The following is a 15,151-nucleotide window of genomic DNA, read 5'->3' as shown; positions in this document are numbered from 1 at the left end:
TGCCGCGAATGGCGCAGCAGGCCGCGAGGCAGGTTTATTCAGTTACGCAGGGGTTTGATGGTCAGGGCCCGATTGGGCACCGAAGCACGGGGTTCCATGACGCCGACCGGGCGACTGTTCCAGTGCGGAATCAGCACCAGCGCCGAGAACAGCGCGCAACCGGCGAACACGATGAACACCGTCACCGAGTCGAAGTATCCCGGCAGCAAACCACCGAGCACCGCACCGACCGAGCCGCAGCCGTTGACGAATCCGGCCGCCGTGGCGCCGGCCTTGGCCTTGCCGAAATCGATGGCGGCCGCGCCGCTGATCATCGAGTCCGGGCCATACAGGGTCAGGCCCATCACGAACAACAGTGCCACCACCAGCATGACGCTGCCGGTGTGCAAGGCGCCCATGAACAACGCGAGGGTCACGGTCAGCGCCAGCAGGCTCAACACGCAGGCCGGCATGCGTCGGGCACCGAACAGTTTGTCTGAAGCCAGCCCGATCATGATCGGGCCCAGCAGGCCGGCCAGTTCAAACGCGGTGGGGATGATCGCCGCGCCGACCTTGCCGACCGAAGGCATCTGTTCGAACACGATCACCGGGCCCCACAGCAGAATCGCGTAACGCGCCGGTTTCAACAGAAAATACGCCAGCCCCAGCACCAGCACCGTGCGGTTGCGCAGGATTTCCTTGAGCGGCTCCCACACGCTGAGTTTGCTGTTGGCTTCGGCTTCCTCGGCGCTGATGACCGGCTCCGGCTCCACAGCGGGCAGGCCGACGTCTTCCGGTTTGTTGCGCTGAAAAATGAAGAACAGCACCGCCACCAACGCGACCACCGCCGCACTGGAAATGAATGCCGCGTGCCACGAACCGATCAGCGTGTAAGCCCACCAGCCGGCGAACGGCGACGCCACCAGCCCGCCGAATGCATAGCAGGAACTCCACAGCCCAAGCACTCGGCCGCGCTGTTCGGAAGGAAAGAAACTGCCGAGGTTCTTGCACAACCCCGACCAGCCGGTGGATTGTGCCAGCCCCTGAATCAGCATGCAGGTGGCGAAGATCGGCAAGGTCGCGAAGCTGCCCATCACCAGCGCCGCAGCGGCGGAAATCAGCAAACCGCCGAGCACCACGACCCGTGGGCCGAAGCGGTCGGCGAGCATGCCCCAGGTGAACTGGCCGATGGCGTAGGCCGCCAGGTAAATCGCGTCGAGGTTGGCCATGGCCATTTTGTCGAGGGTGAAACTCGGGTCTTCGGCAATGCCCAGTTTGGCCACCGAAAAGGCTTTGCGGGTGAAATAGAACGCGGCGTAAGCGAGCCAGGTGACAGCGAAGATCTGCATGCGCCAACGCGCAAGGGTGCCGATGTGCTTGTTCATTGTGGTTCTGACCTCAGGGTGTGAGTGTGCCGGCAGAATCGTTAAGTAAACGCCTGTGTTTTTTATTGTTGAGCACTGCGATATCACCCCGTCCCTTAGGCGATACCGGTCAGATGAGTCCTGCTGTTGCACGCACAGGCTCATGGCCAGCGTCGCTGCCCGACCGGGCAGTCAGCGTTGGCGTGAGCGGATCAAAGCAATTACTGTTTAATAAATAAAATCGATTTATCGTATTTCACACATAAGCTCAGCTTGTTACTGGAGTCAGAAATGTCGGTTTCACACGCGCAGCTCAAAGCCTTTCACGCGGTCGCCGTGCACGGAAGCTTCACCAAAGCCGCCGAGCGGCTTTATCTGACGCAACCGGCGATTTCCGACCAGGTGCGCAAACTCGAAGAACGTTTCGGTGTGTTGCTGTTCCATCGCAACAAACGCTCGGTCCGTTTGACGGATCTGGGCGAACGCCTGCTGGCGATCACCCAGCGTCTGTTCGTGGTCGAGGCCGAAGCCCAGGAGCTGCTGCAGGAATCCCAGGCCTTGCAGACCGGCAGCCTGATTCTGGCTGTGGATGCGCCGGTACACGTGTTGCCGCAGATTGCCCGGTTCTGCGAACGCTACCCGGGGATCAGCGTGAAGATCGAGACCGGCAATACCGATGAATCGCTGTTTCGGCTGTTCAACTATCAGGCTGATCTGGCGTTGCTTGGGCGCGATGTCAGCGATGAACGTCTGCTGTGCGTGCCGCTGCGCAATGATCCGATGGTGGCGTTTGTCTCGCGCCATCATCCGTGGGCCGAGCGCGAGTCGATCTGCCTGGCAGACCTGGATGACACGCCGCTGGTACTGCGCGAACACGGTTCAGTGACTCGCCAGACCCTGGAAGAAGAAATGGCCCGCGCCGGTTTCCGCATCCGCCCGGCGATCCAGGTCGAAGGCCGGGAAGCGGCGCGGGAAGCGGTGGTCGTGGGAATTGGCGTGGGCGTGGTGTCGGCGGCGGAGTTTGGTGCGGACTCACGGGTTTGCGCGCTGCCGATCACCGACTGCACCCGGCGCTTGACCGAAACACTGGTGTGCCTGCGCGAGCAGAGTTCGCGGCGGGTGGTGGCGACGTTTCTCGAGATGGTGCGCCAGAGTCTTGTTCAGACCGGGGCCAACCCGAAAAACGCCTGAATCAACCGCAACTCCCGCCGCCGCTCCACGCAGCCGAGCATGTGTCGGTTCACCAGCCCCTCTCCCGCGATGGGAATCGCGATAACGCGGGGATCGTGACTGACCTCCACCGAAGACACCACCCCAACCCCCAGTTCAGCCGCCACCGCCTCGGTCACCGCCTCGCGACTGTCCAGTTCCAGCAACACCCGTGGGCTGACCGACGCCTGTGCACAGGCCTGATCGAACGTGCGCCGGGTAATTGAACTCGGCTCGCGCAACACCATGATCACCTGATCCAGCTCCTTGAGCCTGACCTCGCCGGAACGTGTCGCCCAAGGATGCGCGGCCGGCACCAGCGCGCAAATCCGCGATTCACTCAACGCTTGCAGGTGCAGGCCCTTGCGCGGCTCTACCTCAGTCAGCACCGCCACGTCAGCGTGCTCGGACAATAACGCCGCCAAGGTTTCCTGAGCATTGCCCAACCGCAGATTCACCGTGATCCCCGGATAGCGCGCCCGCAAGCTGGCGAGCATCGGCATGACCATGTGCGGGCCGTCCGCCGCGACCTCAAGACGTCCGGTCAGCAACTGCCGATTGGCCTCGAGCAACGCCTGCGCCTCTTCGGCCATGCCGAACATCGCCCGGGTGATCGCTGCCAGTTTGGTGCCCTCCTCCGTCAGCTCGACCCGGCGCGCCGTCCGTCGCAACAGCGTGATCTGGTAATGCTCCTCCAGCGCCTTGATGTGCCCGGTGACCGCCGGCTGGCTGATGAACAACCGCGCAGCGGCACGGGTAAAGCTGCCTTCCCGGGCCACGGCGTCGAAGGCGCGGAGCTGGAACAGGTTCATGAATAACCCTCACTGATGGCTGGCATAACAACAAACAATTTGATTGATGATCCGCCGAATTGCAACGTAGGCCCCGTAGCTTCATCCCACAGCGCTATCGCGAGGACACACGAATGAGTACTGCCGCACCCATCCTGCTCACTCCCGGCCCGTTGACCACCTCGGCCCGCACCCGTCAGTCGATGATGGTCGACTGGGGTTCATGGGATGACCGCTTCAACCAATTGACCGCCAGCCTGTGCGAGCAACTGCTGGCCATCATCAACGGCGCCGCCACTCACCACTGCGTACCGTTGCAGGGCAGCGGCACCTTCGCCGTCGAAGCCGCGATCGGCACCCTCGTCCCCCGCGACGGCAAGGTGCTGGTGCTGATCAACGGTGCTTACGGCAAGCGTCTGGCGAAAATCTGCGAAGTGCTCGGCCGCCCGTTCAGCACCTTTGAAACCGCTGAAGACGAACCGACCACCGCCGCCGACGTCGACCGCCTGCTGCGCGCCGACAGCGACATCACCCACGTCGCGCTGATCCACTGCGAAACCAGCACCGGCATTCTCAATCCACTGCCGGAAATCGCTCAGGTCGTCGAACAGCACGGCAAACGCCTGATCATCGATGCCATGAGTTCCTTCGGCGCGTTGCCGGTGGATGCGCAAAAAGTCCCGTTCGATGCGCTGATCGCCGCCTCCGGCAAATGCCTGGAAGGCGTGCCGGGCATGGGTTTCGTGTTTGCTCGCAAAGAATCGTTGGCCGCAGCCGCCGGCAACTCGCATTCGTTGGCGATGGATCTGTTCGACCAGCACAGCTACATGAAAAAGACCGGCCAGTGGCGCTTCACCCCGCCGACCCACGTGGTCGCTGCGCTGCACGAAGCCCTGCTGCAATACAACGAAGAAGGCGGCCTGCCGGCGCGGCATGCGCGATACGCCGCCAACTGCCAGGCGCTGATGGAAGAGATGGGCAAGCTCGGCTTGCGCAGTTTCCTGCCCGCCGCGATCCAGGCGCCGATCATTGCGACCTTCCACGCACCGAAAGATCCGCGCTACCAGTTCAAGGACTTCTACGAACGGGTCAAGGCCAAGGGCTACATCCTCTATCCCGGCAAGTTGACCCAGGTCGAAACCTTCCGCGTCGGCTGCATCGGCCACGTCACCCCGGCGCAGATGCGCGAAGCCGTCGCAGCGGTGGGTGAAGTGCTGCGCGAGATGGAAGTGCTCGATATTTAAGCCACCCACTGTGGGAGCGAGCTTGCTCGCGAATGCGGTCACACATTCAACCTAGATGCCAACTGGCACGACGCCTTCGCGAGCAAGCTCGCTCCCACAAGATCACCAAATTTTCGAATTGCGTGTTCTCACAGGAATTTTTGCCATGAACTACAACAACCCGAGCAAACTGCAAGCCGCCATCCTCGACTGGGCCGGCACCGTTGTCGATTTCGGTTCTTTCGCCCCGACCCAGATCTTCGTCGAAGCCTTCGCCGAGTTCGACGTCCAGGTCTCCATCGAAGAAGCCCGAGGCCCGATGGGCATGGGCAAGTGGGATCACATCCGCACCCTGTGCGATCAGCCGCAGGTTGCCGAGCGCTATCGCAAGGCGTTCGGCCGCACTCCGACCGACGATGACGTGACTGCAATCTATAACCGCTTCATGCCGCTGCAGATCGAGAAAATCGCCGAGCATTCAGCGCTGATTCCCGGCGCGCTGGAGACCATCGCCAACCTGCGTCAGCAAGGGATCAAGATCGGTTCCTGCTCCGGTTATCCGAAGCAGGTGATGGACAAGGTCGTGGCACTCGCCGCCACCAACGGCTACATCGCCGACCACGTCGTGGCCACCGACGAAGTGCCGAACGGCCGCCCATGGCCTGCACAAGCACTGGCCAACGTGATTGCGCTGGGCATCGACGATGTCGCCGCCTGCGTGAAGATCGACGACACCGTGCCGGGCATTCTCGAAGGTCGTCGCGCCGGCATGTGGACCGTGGCACTGATCTGCTCCGGCAACGCCCTGGGCCTGGATTACGAAGGCTTTCGCGCACTGGGCAGCGACGCGCTGGCCAGCGAACGCAAGCGCATTCACGCGCTGTTCGAAGGCTCGCGCCCGCACTACATGATCGACACCATCAGCGATCTGCCGGAAGTGATCACCGACATCAACAAACGCCTGGCCAACGGCGAGATGCCGCAAAGCAGCTGATTGCGGCGGCTGCGGCAAAAAAAACGCCGGTGTCTGCCCGACACTGGCGTTTTTTTTGGGCAAACCCCTGATTTCGCGCAATGAAAGCGTTTTTAGGCGCGGGCAATTCGGCCAAAGCGGATTACAGTTAAGGCATGCCGTCGCTCAAGAACGGCACGTTTCGTCCCTGATCCGTGAGGAAATACCGTATGCCGTGGACAAGTTCAGAATCACGCTACAGCACCGTGTCAGTCCTGTTGCACTGGTTGATGCTGGTGCTGTTGGTGCTGGTTTACGCCAGCATGGAATTGCGTGGCATCTTCCCCAAGGGCAGTGGTGGCCGCTCGCTGATCCGCGAGGTGCACTACATGCTGGGCCTGACGGTTTTCGTGCTGGTGTGGTTTCGCCTGCTGGCACGCAGCATCGGCCCGGCGCCGAAGATCTTCCCCGCTTCACCGCTGTGGCAGACCGCGCTTGCCAGACTGATGCACTGGGCGCTGTACCTGTTCATGATCGCCATGCCGATCCTCGGCTGGCTGATCACCAGCGCCGAGGGCCATCAAGTGATGTTCTACGGTTTCGACCTGCCGTTGCTGGTGCAAGAAGACAAAGCCTTTGCCAAGCAGGTTGAACAATGGCACGTACTGATCGGCAATATCGGCTATTGGCTGATCGGCCTGCATGCATTGGCGGGGCTGTATCACCATTACGTGGTGGGCGATAACACGCTGCTGCGGATGATGCCCAAGCGCAATCAGGGCTAGCCATCAAATCCACGCCGGCCCTGCAAACCGCCGGTGTGGACAAAAATCAAGCGTGAACCCCGGGCAAAGCGGCCAGATTCGATCTGTTGTTTGAGCGCCAGCAAGGCTTTCCCGGTGTACAGCGGTTCGAGGGGAATGCCGCTGGCCTGTTCGGTTTGCGCGATGAATTCAAGCAGTGCCGGATCGACCTTGGCGAAACCACCACGGCTGGCGTCGAACAGCTCGTAGCCTCCGGCTTCACTCACGATCGCCTCGACATTGGCCGCGACGCCGTGATCGTCGGGCACAGCCATTGCGCCATACACCGCATGTTGTCCTGCCTCGGCCAAAACCAATCCCGCGAGCGTGGTGCCCGTGCCACAGGCCAGCCACCAACCGTGATAGTCGCTCCAGCCGAGCTTGCCGAGTTGCGCATTGACTTGATCCTTCAATGACGCACAACCCTGCGCCCCCGGCAAACCGCCGCCACCTTCAGGCACCGGATGCAGCGTCGGATATTGCTCTCGCCACGGCTGCCAGAACCCCGGCTCATGCCGCGCCCGATAACCGCCAAACCCGAGCCAGTGCAGTTGCATGCCGAAATCCTGCAAATCCCTGACCGTCGGCGTGTCCTGCGCATGCCCGCGCAACAGCCCGACCGTCGTGAATCCCAGGCGTTTGCCCGCAGCCGCCAGTGCATGCAGATGATTGGAGTGCGCGCCGCCCAGACTGATGATGCCTTCGGCGCCCGCGCGATCGGCGGCTTTGAGATGTTCGACGAGTTTGAACCACTTGTTGCCGCTGATCAGCGGATCGATCCGGTCCAGACGCAGGTTCGCGACTTCAATGCCGGCGGCGGTGAGCCAGTCCAGATGAAGGGGATCGAGGGGGGCTTGAGGGAGCCAGTCTGCGGGGGGAAGAAGCATGGGTGACTTTTCATTCTGGACAGAGCCAGCATTCTAGTCGCACAAAGGACGCCATCGCGAGCAAGCTCGCTCCCACAAGGTTCTGCTGAGCTCACAACATCTGTGAACGACGCAAAACCTGTGGGAGCGAGCTTGCTCGCGATGGTCGTTGGCACGCTGGACCTGGTTGCAGCGTTACAGCTCAGCGGCCAGACGCGAACCCTGATTGATCGCACGTTTGGCATCCAGCTCGGCCGCCACATCGGCGCCGCCGATCAGGTGCACGTTCTGCCCGGCTTCGATCAGACCGTCGTGCAGCTCGCGCAGCGGATCCTGGCCGGCGCAGATGACGATGTTGTCCACCGGCAACACTTGCGGCTCGCCGGTTTCGCCGATGCGAATGTGCAGGCCCTGGTCGTCGATCTTCAGGTATTCGACGCTGTTGAGCATCTGTACCTGCTTGTTCTTCAGACCGGTGCGATGAATCCAGCCGGTGGTCTTGCCCAGACCGTCACCGACCTTGGATTTCTTGCGCTGCAGCAGGAACACATCGCGCGCCGGAGCATGTGGTGCAGCCTTGATCCCGGCCACGCCACCACGGGCTTCCAGATTCGAGTCGATGCCCCACTCTTTCCAGAACGCAGCGCGATCCTGACTGGTGGCCACACCTTCATGCACGAGGAATTCCGACACATCGAAACCGATGCCGCCGGCGCCGATCACTGCGACACGCTTGCCGACCGGTTTGCGCTCGAGCAGCACATCCAGGTAGCTCAGCACTTTGGCGTTCTCGATGCCCGGAATCGCCGGCAGACGCGGCACAATGCCGGTCGCCAGAATGACTTCGTCGTAACCGCCCTCGACCAGCTTCGCCACGTCGACGCGGGTGTTCAGGCACACCTCGACGTGGGTGGTCTGCAACTTGCGTTTGAAGTAGCGCAGGGTTTCGTAAAACTCTTCCTTGCCCGGCACACGCTTGGCGACGTTGAACTGGCCACCGATCTCGCTGGCCGAATCGAACAAGGTCACCTGGTGCCCGCGCTCGGCGGCCACGGTGGCAGCGGACAGACCGGCAGGACCGGCACCGACCACGGCGATCTTCTTGATCTGCTTGACCGGCAGATAGTTGAGTTCGGTCTCGTGGCAGGCACGCGGGTTGACCAGGCAACTGGTGAGCTTGCCGCCGAAGGTGTGATCGAGACAGGCCTGGTTGCAACCGATGCAGGTGTTGATTTCGTCAGCGCGGCCTTCAGCGGCTTTGTTGACAAAATCCGGGTCGGCGAGGAACGGCCGCGCCATCGACACCATGTCGGCATCGCCTTCGGCGAGAATCTGCTCGGCGACTTCCGGGGTGTTGATGCGGTTAGTGGTGATCAGCGGAATGCTCACCGAGCCACGCAGCTTGGCCGTGACCTTGCTGAACGCCGCACGCGGCACTTTGGTGGCGATGGTCGGAATCCGTGCTTCGTGCCAACCGATACCGGTGTTGATGATGGTCGCACCGGCCTGCTCGATGGCTTTGGCCAGGGTAACGATTTCTTCCCAGGTGCTGCCGCCTTCCACCAGATCAAGCATCGACAGACGGAAGATGATGATGAAGTTCGGACCCACCGCTTCACGTACGCGGCGAACGATTTCCACCGGCAGACGCATGCGGTTTTCGTAGCTGCCGCCCCAACGGTCGGTGCGATGGTTGGTGTGGGCCGCCAGGAACTGGTTAATGAAATAACCTTCCGAGCCCATGATTTCCACGCCGTCGTACTCGGCGGTCCGGGCCAGTACCGAGCAGGTGACGAAATCGTTGATCTGTTTCTCGATGCCTTCCTCGTCCAGCTCCTTGGGCTTGAACGGGTTGATCGGCGCCTGAATCGCGCTCGGCGCAACCTGTTTCGGGCTGTAGGCATAACGGCCGGCGTGGAGGATCTGCATGCAGATCTTGCCGCCCGCCTCATGCACCGCGCGGGTGACGATACGGTGCTTGAGCGCTTCTTCCTCGGTGGTCAGCTTGGCCGCACCGGAATACACACCGCCCTCGTCGTTCGGGCCGATACCGCCGGTCACCATCAGGCCGACGCCGCCACGGGCACGCTCGGCGAAGTATGCCGCCATGCGTTCGAATCCACCCGGCTTCTCTTCAAGGCCGGTGTGCATCGAGCCCATCAGGGTGCGGTTGCGCAGCGTGGTGAATCCCAGGTCCAGCGGGGCCAGCAGGTGCGGGTATTGAGTGGCGGTCATCGTTAACTCCACAGCGAGCGATCACGGAAAATGCGGGAGCTCTGCGTCCCCCGTCAGTCATGGTCGACAGATTAGGAGTCGCATCGCTGTCACTCAATGACCGTAACTGACAAGTTATTGATCCAAATGCGCAGCGCCCCTTGGCAAGCCGGAGCTGGCGCCCTACCCTGTCCGCACACCCTGTACCCGGCTGTTGTTGGATTTCATGCGCAAACTTCTGTACCTGACTTTTTCCATGGCGCTCATCGCCGCGCTCACCTTCTACGCCATGTGGGCGGCTGACCGCCCGGCCGGTCATTACCTGTCGGACCTGCGGATCAAACTCGCGGTCGATCAGGGCACCCCGGCCGACCGCGGCAATCTGCTGGGCATCCAGCCCGAACTGTTCCCCACCGACTACCAAAGCCCCGAACGTCTGCACCGCAAGCTCGCCGCCTATTTGCAGCAGGCTCAGGATCAGGGGCTGTTGAATGAAAAAACCGTGGTCATCCTGCCGGAGCATGTCGGCACCTGGCTGATGATCAGCGGCGAGAAAGACGAGCTGTACCAGGCCGCCACCCTCGCCGAAGCGATGAACTGGCTGGCGGCGAGCAACCCGGTGCAATTTGCTCGCGCCTGGCTCACCGCCAAGGGCAGCAAACGTCTGGATGACGCGCACCTGCGCATGAAGTCCCGGGACATGGCCAAGGACTATCAAGCGCTGTTCGGTGGGTTGGCGAAGGAATTCCGGATCACACTGGTGGCCGGCTCGATCGTGTTGCCCGAGCCGAACATCATCGAAGGCAGGCTCAAGGCCGGTAGTGGCGCGCTGTACAACAGCACCGTAGTCTTTGGCCGTGACGGCGCCCCGCTCGGCCAGCCTCAGCGGCAGATGCGTCCGGTCTTCGATCAGGACGAAGCACCCAGCACCCGCGAGGCTTCACGGATCAATGTGGTCGACACTCCGGCCGGACGCCTTGGCGTGCTGATCGGCAAGGACAGTTGGTATCCGGACAACTACCGCAAACTCGACGAACAAGGCGCGCAGCTGATCGCAGTGCCTGCGGTTGTCGTCGGTCATGGCGTCTGGGATCAACCGTGGAAAGGCTACAAAGGCTTGAGCGTGCCGGGCTCGGTCAGCCTGAAACCGGGAGCGATCAGCGAAGGCCAGGCCTGGCACCAGTTGACCCTGACCGCGCAACCGTCGGCCAGCAAGGCGCTGGCCGGCATGAGTGTGTTTCTGCGCGGGCAGTTCTGGGACAAACCGAGTTCCGGGCAAAGCTTCCTCAACAGTAACGGCCAGCAGTTCGCTGACAGCGAAGCTCGTGGCGCGCGCCTGCTGAACCTCTGGCTGTAAACCATGAAACCGCTGCCGATGCGTCTCGGGGATCTGTCGGTGGGCTTCGTCCACAGCCTGGCCGATGCCGTGCGCAGCCATGGCGTCGATCCGTTGCCATTGCTCCAACAGTACGGCCTGGATGCCGCACGACTGGCCGAAGCCGGGGCGCGTCTGTCGATCCCGCGCTACATGCGTCTGGGGCATGGCGCGATCCAGCTGACCGGCGATCCGGCACTGGGTTTGCGCATGGGCGGGCTCAGTCGCTTGAGTCAGGCAGGGCTGGCCGGCGTGACCGCGGCGCAGGCCCCGACGGTACGCGAAGCCGCTCGTTGTCTGACTCGCTTCGAACCCTTGTACGGCTCCAACTATCGCGGTCAGTCGAGTTTCCACGAGGACGCCAGTGGTGCGTGGCTGCGGTTCTACTCGATCAGCCCGTACAACGCCTACAACCGCTTTGTGGTGGATTCGATCATTGCCGGCTGGCTGCATCAGTTGTCCAGCGTCAGCCCCGAGCCCCTGCGCGCCGAACGGATCGAAATCGAATTCGACATCCCGGATTACCGCGACGCTTATACGGTGCTCGGCGAATGCCCGATCCAGTTCGGCGCCGAACACAATCAACTGCGCCTGAGCCTCACCAGCCTGGCCCAACGCAACCCGGAGCATTGCCCCAGCACCTGGAAACATCTGCTCGGTTTGTGTGAACGGGAACTGGAGCAATTGACCCGCACCCGCAGCCTGCGTGAGCGCATCACGCAATTGCTCGGGCCGTTGCTCAATGGCGGCCGGGAACCGGATCTGGAAGAAGTGGCGGCACGCCTGAAGCTGCCGACCTGGACGTTGCGGCGAAAGCTGGCCGAGGAAGGCACGCAGTTTCGCGCGATCCTCAATGACACCCGCCGTGATCTGGCGATGACCTACATCCGCGACACCGAACTGGCATTCGGTGAAATCGCCTACCTGCTTGGGTTTGCTTCGGCCGAAGCTTTCCAGCGCGCCTTCAAGCGCTGGAACGGCCAGACACCGGGCGAATTTCGCCGCAGTCACCGCAAGACAGGCTGACGCCTCACAGCTCGGTGGCGTCTTCCGCAGGCTCGGGTGAATCCAGCTCAAAGGCCTGGAATTCGAGCAGTTCTTCTTGATAGTCATCCATTGCGTAATCCCCCTACCTGCTTGCTTGAAATGGCCTGGAACAAATGACCAGTGCCTCGAGCATAAAGTGCCCGTGTGAAGGAAAAATGAAACGCGTCCTTCATGAAATAAACGTAGCAGGCGGTCAGGAGTTTATCGCGGGAATTTTTTCGACGGGACTGGCAGGAAGAAGCTCAAGGGAGACAACAAAACGCCACGCGTCCGACAGAGGTCGGAGACGTGGCGTAAAGCTCACTGCCCGGAGGCAGGCATGGCTGGAATCGGCTCGGAGGGCGGCGGCATGTCCGTCGGGTTGGCCGGAGGGGTGATGGTTTGCGTCGCGGGCGCAGGTTCGGCAACCGGTGCCGGGGTGATCGGCGCGGCTTCGGCCGGCGATGCTACCGGCTCGGAACTGGCCGGGGTTGCCTCCGCAGGCGTTGGCGCCGGTGCCGCAGCGGGCTCGGCCGCCGGTGCTGGGGCCGGGGCCGGGGCGGGTTCAGCCGCAGGGGTTGGAGCCAATGGAGCTGGCGTCGCTTTGGCTTCCGGGACGCCCAGGTCGGTCTTCGGCTTTTCGGTGATGTGCGCAGCCTTCTTTGCGTCAGCCGGCAGGAACAGCTCGACCAACGTGAAGAAGCGCTCGTAGAACTTCTGCGACGACACCGTTTCGCTGGCGACCTTGACCATCGAGTCGTCAGACGAGCCGATCGGCATCGAGACCGAGCCCAGCACGCCGACACCGAGGCTGGCCGAGTTGTTAGTCTTCTTCAGCGCGTAGCGGTCCTGCAGGGCGTTGGCGAACACGGTGGCGTGATGGCCGGCGCTGCCATCATCGGCGCACACCACGTTGAAGCTGATCTCCAGATGGGTTTCGCCGGTCTGCTGAAAGCTCTTGTGCCCGCTGACCAGTTTCGGGTCATTGCTGGTAATGATGTAGCCCTGGCTGAGCAACGCTCGGCGGGCCGCTTCGCAACTGGCGGTGTCGGTCACCGGGTAATTGCGCGAAAAGGTGCCGGAGTCGTCGAAATTCTCATGCTCGTAGATAGGCTTGTCCTTGGAACAGCCGGCAGCGGCGGTCAGCAACAACGCCAACCCGATGAAACGCACGGGAATAGAATTCAACATTGAACATCCTGAGGGAAAACGGTCCGGGGCGTATTGTGCAACAGATCGCTGCCCCGCGGCGTATGGATTAGTGTCTTAAAACAGTTACAACTCTATCGACCTTCAATCGCAGGAAAAAGTCGCGCTGATAAATGATCGACGAACACGCGCAATTTGGCGGTTGCATCCCGGCTTGATCGCCACAGGACCCAGACCGCGGCAGAAACAGCGCGCATAAAAAAACCCCGGATTTTCATCCGGGGCTCGGGTCTTGCGGCTCAGCCAGGCATCAGAAACGCTTGATGTCGGCTTCGCTTTCCAGCTGTTTGCGGTACGCCGCGAAGTCTTGCTGGCCTACACGCGATGCGAGGAAGCGACGGTATTGCGCTTTCTCTTCATCGGTCGGAGCCGCTGCTTCGTTCACGCCGTTCAGACGCACGATGGTCAGGCTGCCATCCGCCAGCGTCACGCTGGTGAAGGTCGGCTTGTCCTTGGCGGACGGTTTCGGCATGCGGAACAACGCTTGCAGCACCGCCGGATCAACGCCTTCCTGAGCGCGGTTCGCCGCTTCAGTGACCTTCCAGTTCTGACCGTCCACCGCCTTGTCCAGCGGCGTCTTGCCATCACGCAGACTGGCGATCAGTTGCTCCGCCTTGGTCTTGGCAGCCGCGCTGGCGTGCTCTTTGGTCAATTGGGTGCGAATGGCAGCGGCTACGCTTTCCAGCGGCAATTGAGCAGGCTTCAGATGCTCCTTGGCACGCAGCACGATCACGGTTTCCGGATCCAGCTCAATGGCGGTGCTGTTGGCCCCCTCTTCCAGCACTTCAGTGCTGAACGCGGCGGTCACGACGGCACGGTTGGCTGTAACGCCTTCGCCACCTTCACGGCCGAACGGCTTGGAGGTGTGCACGGTCAGTTTCAGCTCCTGCGCTGGCTGGGCCAGGTCGGATGCTTCGAACGAAGAGTCTTCCAGTTGCTTGGTCGCCTCGACGAAACGCTGCTCCACTTGCTGGGTTTTCAGCTCGCGGGTCAGCTTGTCTTTCAGGCTGGCCAGGGTCGGCACTTCAGGCGCCTCGACACCCAGCAGCTTGATCAGGTGGTAACCGAAGTCGGTGCGAACCGGCTCGGAAACCTGATCCTTGTTCAGCGAGTACAGGGCTTTCTCGAAGGCTGGATCGTAAACGCCAGGACCGGCATAACCGAGGTCACCACCGTTGTTGGCCGAACCCGGATCCTGCGAGAACTCCTTGGCCAGCGCTTCGAATTTCTCGCCCTTGGCCAGACGCGCCTGGATTTCTTCGATCTTCGCCTTGGCCTGAGCTTCGGTGGTCTTGTCGTTGACTTCAATCAGAATGTGCGCCGCGCGACGCTGTTCCGACAGGTTGGCGATCTCTTTCTGATACGCCGCCTGCAGGTCTTCGTCCTTGACGGTGATCTGATCGAAGAACGAAGCCTTTTTCAGCTCCAGGTAATCGATAACCACTTGATCCGGGGTCATGAATTCCTTGGCGTGCTCGTCGTAGTAAGCCTTGACCTCGTCATCGGTCAGCTTAACGGCCGAAGGATCAGCCTTGATGTTCAACGTGGCGAAATCGCGGGTCTGTTTTTCCAGACGGGCGAAGGCCAGCACTTGAGCGTCGGTCACGAAACCGCTGCCCGCCACACCGGCGCGCAACTGGCCGATCAGCATTTCCTGAGCCAGCATCTGGCGGAACTGCATGCGGGTGTAGCCCAGTTGACGGATCACCTGATCGAAACGGTCGGAGCTGAACTTGCCGTCGACCTGGAATTCAGGCGTCTGCAGGATCACTTGATCCAGGGCCGCTTCGGAGAAAGCGAATTTCGATTGTTCCGCGCCTTGCAGCAGCAGCTTGCGATCGATCAAACCCTTGAGGGCTGATTCGCGCAGCATTTTTTCGTCCAGCAAGGAGGCGTCGAAGTCCTTGCCCAGTTGTTGCATCAGCTGACGGCGTTGCATATCCACCGCCTGGCTCAGCTCGTTCTGGCTGATTTCTTCACCGTTGACCTTGGCCGCCTCATTCTTGTGAGTCGTGGCCTGGAAAATGGCGTCGAAACCGGTCAGAGCCATCAGTGCAACGATGACTCCGATAATGGTCTTGGCAATCCAGCCTTGTGAATTGTCCCTGATATTCTGCAGCATGCGTCCCCCAGAAACGGT

General features: G+C 61.5%; 12 protein-coding genes and 1 pseudogene. 6 read left to right on the top strand and 7 right to left on the bottom strand.

Going from position 1 to position 15,151, the window contains the following annotated elements:
* Positions 1–38: 38 nt before the first annotated feature.
* A complete protein-coding gene (locus CAF79_RS17550; protein WP_085699025.1) occupies positions 39–1,364 on the bottom strand; it encodes an MFS transporter in 1,326 nt (441 codons plus the stop codon).
* Between the two features lie 270 nt (positions 1,365–1,634).
* On the opposite strand from CAF79_RS17550, the gene CAF79_RS17545 reads away from it, so the two are divergent.
* A complete protein-coding gene (locus CAF79_RS17545) occupies positions 1,635–2,534 on the top strand; it encodes a LysR family transcriptional regulator (RefSeq protein ID WP_085699023.1) in 900 nt (299 codons plus the stop codon).
* Here the strand turns inward: CAF79_RS17545 and CAF79_RS17540 are convergent.
* Positions 2,504–3,364: a LysR substrate-binding domain-containing protein gene (locus CAF79_RS17540; RefSeq protein WP_085699021.1), complete on the bottom strand. Its 861-nt coding sequence runs from the start codon at positions 3,362–3,364 to the stop codon at positions 2,504–2,506. The two genes, CAF79_RS17545 and CAF79_RS17540, sit on opposite strands and share 31 nt — an antisense overlap.
* A 113-nt stretch (positions 3,365–3,477) precedes the next feature.
* Between CAF79_RS17540 and CAF79_RS17535 the strand changes: the two genes are divergently transcribed.
* The 3 genes from CAF79_RS17535 (at position 3,478) to CAF79_RS17525 (ending at position 6,303) form a co-directional block, all read left to right on the top strand.
* Positions 3,478–4,587: a 2-aminoethylphosphonate--pyruvate transaminase gene (locus CAF79_RS17535; RefSeq protein WP_085699019.1), complete on the top strand. Its 1,110-nt coding sequence runs from the start codon at positions 3,478–3,480 to the stop codon at positions 4,585–4,587.
* Between the two features lie 145 nt (positions 4,588–4,732).
* Complete coding sequence (phnX, locus tag CAF79_RS17530) at positions 4,733–5,560, top strand: phosphonoacetaldehyde hydrolase (protein WP_085699017.1); 828 nt, start codon at positions 4,733–4,735, stop codon at positions 5,558–5,560.
* A 188-nt stretch (positions 5,561–5,748) separates the two neighbouring features.
* Positions 5,749–6,303, top strand: coding sequence for a cytochrome b (locus tag CAF79_RS17525; RefSeq protein WP_085699015.1), 555 nt, complete (start codon positions 5,749–5,751; stop codon positions 6,301–6,303).
* On the opposite strand, the gene CAF79_RS17520 is transcribed toward CAF79_RS17525, so the two are convergent.
* Both CAF79_RS17520 and CAF79_RS17515 read right to left on the bottom strand, forming a co-directional pair.
* Positions 6,300–7,208 carry a 1-aminocyclopropane-1-carboxylate deaminase/D-cysteine desulfhydrase gene (locus CAF79_RS17520; protein ID WP_085699013.1) on the bottom strand — a complete coding sequence of 303 codons (909 nt, stop codon included), beginning with the start codon at positions 7,206–7,208 and terminating at the stop codon, positions 6,300–6,302. The two genes, CAF79_RS17525 and CAF79_RS17520, sit on opposite strands and share 4 nt — an antisense overlap.
* Before the next feature lie 174 nt (positions 7,209–7,382).
* Positions 7,383–9,422 (bottom strand): NADPH-dependent 2,4-dienoyl-CoA reductase, encoded by a 2,040-nt coding sequence (locus tag CAF79_RS17515; RefSeq protein WP_085699011.1) that lies wholly within the window; start codon positions 9,420–9,422, stop codon positions 7,383–7,385.
* Positions 9,423–9,627: 205 nt separating this feature from the next.
* Here CAF79_RS17515 and CAF79_RS17510 point away from each other — a divergent pair, with 205 nt between their 5' ends.
* Positions 9,628–10,758 (top strand): nitrilase-related carbon-nitrogen hydrolase, encoded by a 1,131-nt coding sequence (locus CAF79_RS17510; protein ID WP_085699009.1) that lies wholly within the window; start codon positions 9,628–9,630, stop codon positions 10,756–10,758.
* Positions 10,759–10,761: 3 nt separating this feature from the next.
* Entirely contained in the window at positions 10,762–11,802 is a 1,041-nt protein-coding gene (locus CAF79_RS17505; RefSeq protein WP_085699007.1) for an AraC family transcriptional regulator, read from the top strand.
* Between the two features lie 321 nt (positions 11,803–12,123).
* On the opposite strand, the gene CAF79_RS17500 is transcribed toward CAF79_RS17505, so the two are convergent.
* From CAF79_RS17500 to CAF79_RS17495, 3 genes and pseudogenes are all read right to left on the bottom strand, one after another.
* Entirely contained in the window at positions 12,124–12,993 is an 870-nt protein-coding gene (locus CAF79_RS17500; protein WP_085699005.1) for a DUF2242 domain-containing protein, read from the bottom strand.
* Between the two features lie 92 nt (positions 12,994–13,085).
* A pseudogene (locus tag CAF79_RS29485) lies at positions 13,086–13,184 on the bottom strand (LysR family transcriptional regulator); the annotation flags it as partial.
* Between the two features lie 77 nt (positions 13,185–13,261).
* A complete protein-coding gene (locus CAF79_RS17495) occupies positions 13,262–15,133 on the bottom strand; it encodes a SurA N-terminal domain-containing protein (protein ID WP_085699003.1) in 1,872 nt (623 codons plus the stop codon).
* Positions 15,134–15,151 lie beyond the last annotated feature (18 nt).

It is taken from the genome of Pseudomonas sp. B26(2017), assembly GCF_002113045.1.
GTDB lineage: Bacteria > Pseudomonadota > Gammaproteobacteria > Pseudomonadales > Pseudomonadaceae > Aquipseudomonas.
This window is presented reverse-complemented; position numbering and strand designations above follow the sequence as displayed.

What these genes read in the sequence shown, in the direction of transcription:
- CAF79_RS17495 (WP_085699003.1), bottom strand. Translation starts at nt 15,133, where the DNA reads ATGCTGCAGAATATCAGGGACAATTCACAAGGCTGGATTGCCAAGACC.
- CAF79_RS17550 (WP_085699025.1), bottom strand. Translation starts at nt 1,364, where the DNA reads ATGAACAAGCACATCGGCACCCTTGCGCGTTGGCGCATGCAGATCTTC.
- CAF79_RS17515 (WP_085699011.1), bottom strand. Translation starts at nt 9,422, where the DNA reads ATGACCGCCACTCAATACCCGCACCTGCTGGCCCCGCTGGACCTGGGA.
- CAF79_RS17540 (WP_085699021.1), bottom strand. Translation starts at nt 3,364, where the DNA reads ATGAACCTGTTCCAGCTCCGCGCCTTCGACGCCGTGGCCCGGGAAGGC.
- CAF79_RS17525 (WP_085699015.1), top strand. Translation starts at nt 5,749, where the DNA reads ATGCCGTGGACAAGTTCAGAATCACGCTACAGCACCGTGTCAGTCCTG.
- CAF79_RS17545 (WP_085699023.1), top strand. Translation starts at nt 1,635, where the DNA reads ATGTCGGTTTCACACGCGCAGCTCAAAGCCTTTCACGCGGTCGCCGTG.
- CAF79_RS17510 (WP_085699009.1), top strand. Translation starts at nt 9,628, where the DNA reads ATGCGCAAACTTCTGTACCTGACTTTTTCCATGGCGCTCATCGCCGCG.
- CAF79_RS17535 (WP_085699019.1), top strand. Translation starts at nt 3,478, where the DNA reads ATGAGTACTGCCGCACCCATCCTGCTCACTCCCGGCCCGTTGACCACC.
- CAF79_RS17505 (WP_085699007.1), top strand. Translation starts at nt 10,762, where the DNA reads ATGAAACCGCTGCCGATGCGTCTCGGGGATCTGTCGGTGGGCTTCGTC.
- CAF79_RS17500 (WP_085699005.1), bottom strand. Translation starts at nt 12,993, where the DNA reads ATGTTGAATTCTATTCCCGTGCGTTTCATCGGGTTGGCGTTGTTGCTG.
- phnX (WP_085699017.1), top strand. Translation starts at nt 4,733, where the DNA reads ATGAACTACAACAACCCGAGCAAACTGCAAGCCGCCATCCTCGACTGG.
- CAF79_RS17520 (WP_085699013.1), bottom strand. Translation starts at nt 7,208, where the DNA reads ATGCTTCTTCCCCCCGCAGACTGGCTCCCTCAAGCCCCCCTCGATCCC.